The sequence below is a fragment of the Lutibacter citreus genome (assembly GCF_003260195.1).
Taxonomy (GTDB): Bacteria; Bacteroidota; Bacteroidia; order Flavobacteriales; family Flavobacteriaceae; genus Lutibacter; species Lutibacter citreus.
Window position 1 is genome coordinate 1 of the sequence record NZ_QEIH01000027.1, and the last position, 2,286, is coordinate 2,286.

Below are 2,286 nucleotides of genomic sequence, written 5' to 3' on the forward strand. Positions count from 1 at the left end.
AGTTGAGTAAGTAAGGGGGATTTCACCCCAAACTTCTCACAGAACCGTACGTGAACCTCTCAATTCATACGGCTCTTATTATGCAGTCAATAGTTAGGTTAACTGATAACCTAACGCCCAATGATAAAACATATTTGGATAATCTTTAGTAATACGCCTTAACCATTTTACGGCTAAAACTCGACTTCTTTTGAAGCGTTTATACTTGTTCAAAATCCATTTAATAATGCGATGATGGAGGTAATAAAAAACAGGTTTTAGTGAGTTACGCTTTATTTTCCCATAATAATTTATCCAACCCCTAATTTTAGGATTTAGCAAAAATGCTAGGTCTTGTAAATTAGATTGAGTTTTGTTATGAATGTTCAATTCCCTTAAATCTTTTAGAATTCGCTTCTTAGATTTTCGGCTCATTTTACAATCATATTGTAAAAAGAATCCTCCCTTTCTTAATTTAATCATAATAGGACGAAAACTAAAACCCAGAAAATCAAATTGCACTGGTAATCCTTTTAAGTTTCGCCCTTCCTTTTTACAGTACACTATCTTCGTCTTTTGCGGATGAACTCGAAGTCCACATTGCTTAAAACGCTCTTTCACTTTACTTAGCAAATGCCTTGCCTCGTGTTGTGTACGGCAATGAATAATCATATCATCAGCATATCGAACCATTTTTATTTCAGGAAAACGACTTGCAAACCATTTATCTATACAATAATGTAAAAATAAATTGGATAGCAATGGACTAATTACTCCGCCTTGTGGAGTCCCTTTTCCTTTTGGGTGAATTAATGTACCATTTTCAAGTTGGATAGGTGCTTCTAACCATCTCTTAATATACATTTGAACCCATGTTTCAGGAACATGAACTTGTAGCGCTTTAAAGAGTAATTCGTGGTTCACATTCTCAAAAAACTCTTGAATATCTAAATCTATTACCCAACTGTATTTTCGTACGTTTTTCTGTACTTCTTTTACAGCTTGGTGCGCGCTCTTGTTTGGTCTATAACCATAAGAGTTCTCCATAAATTCAGCATCCAATCGCGGTTCGATATACGTTTTGATAACCTGCTGTGCGATGCGGTCGCTAACCGTTGGGATTCCTAATGGACGTGTTTTACCTCCGTCTTTTGGAATAGTTACACGTTTAACATTTGATGCAAAGTAACTCCCTGAAGATAACCGATTCCAGATTTTATACAATTCTTTAGACCGAACTTTTTCAAATCCCGCCAAAGTCTGTAAATCCACTCCTGCACTTCCTTTGTTCCTTTTCACCAGTTTATACGCGTCCCACACCATCATCTTTGTAATGGGTATTGACTTTGTTTGTTCCTTAAAAATCATCCTTACTTTTTAAGTTGTTTTTAATTCTAAACTTCATAATTGAATCCCTTTGCTCCACTTCCATTACAGAGGCTTCAACACTACTACGGATTCATCCGCCACCTAAACAAATATTGGTAATCGCCTTACAGGTACTTCCTACTTGGTTTTTCCCTTTCATACTTTGTTTAGGTTTCCTGCGTTCCAAAATAAAGCCTAAATAAAAGTCATGCCTCCTTTATGACGGTTGCCATATAGCCAGTAATTAGGTTGCCGCTATACTTATCCCTAAAACCTCGATATTTTTTAGGTTTTGACAACAACTTGTCTTTTCGTCACTTCATCGGTAGGTTCGCTTTCGCTCATCTCTCTTATTCACACCTGACTGTTTTTATACAGCCTTTTCTTCTATCGCTTCATGCACCTTTGTTACCGCTAGCACATCATAAAAGTGGTTTGATTAGTTCTCCTAAAAGACCTAATCGGAAGACCTACTTCCATCTTTATTTTAGTTGCGGTGTCTCACGACACCTCACAGCACACATCGAGTAGATGGCTCCGTCCATAATTGAACGGAGTGCACCTCTCACACCACCGTACATACGGGTCTCGTATACGGCGGTTCAACAATGATACTCATCACTTGTAGTATTCAGTTAAACTAACATAACCTTTCATTTTCAATCGTTTTACGGTAATGGTGGTTCGTAAAATAGGACTTTGAGCTACTGCCCAACCTCCCATTCGTGTGCGACTCCATGCATAGGCGTGATTTTGGTCTATTCCTAGTCGAATCAGGTTCTTCCGTTTTCGTTCAGGTTTCTTCCAATCATGCCAAATAAAATACCTAAGACGGTTACGCAACCATTCTTCTAACTTTTTAAGTTTACTTTGAATAGATGCTAGTTTAAAGTAATTAATCCAACCTCAAATTAACTGATTGATCCGTAGAATACGCTC

General features: G+C 37.4%; 2 protein-coding genes. Both read right to left on the reverse strand.

What is annotated here, in order from left to right:
• Positions 1 to 93 precede the first annotated feature (93 nt).
• The gene (gene ltrA, locus DAD81_RS20575) at positions 94 to 1,347 is read right to left on the reverse strand and encodes a group II intron reverse transcriptase/maturase (protein ID WP_111710361.1); all 1,254 of its coding nucleotides are present in this window, start codon (positions 1,345 to 1,347) and stop codon (positions 94 to 96) included.
• 618 nt (positions 1,348 to 1,965) lie between these two features.
• Positions 1,966 to 2,247 (reverse strand): group II intron maturase-specific domain-containing protein, encoded by a 282-nt coding sequence (locus DAD81_RS20580; protein WP_449405340.1) that lies wholly within the window; start codon positions 2,245 to 2,247, stop codon positions 1,966 to 1,968.
• Positions 2,248 to 2,286 lie beyond the last annotated feature (39 nt).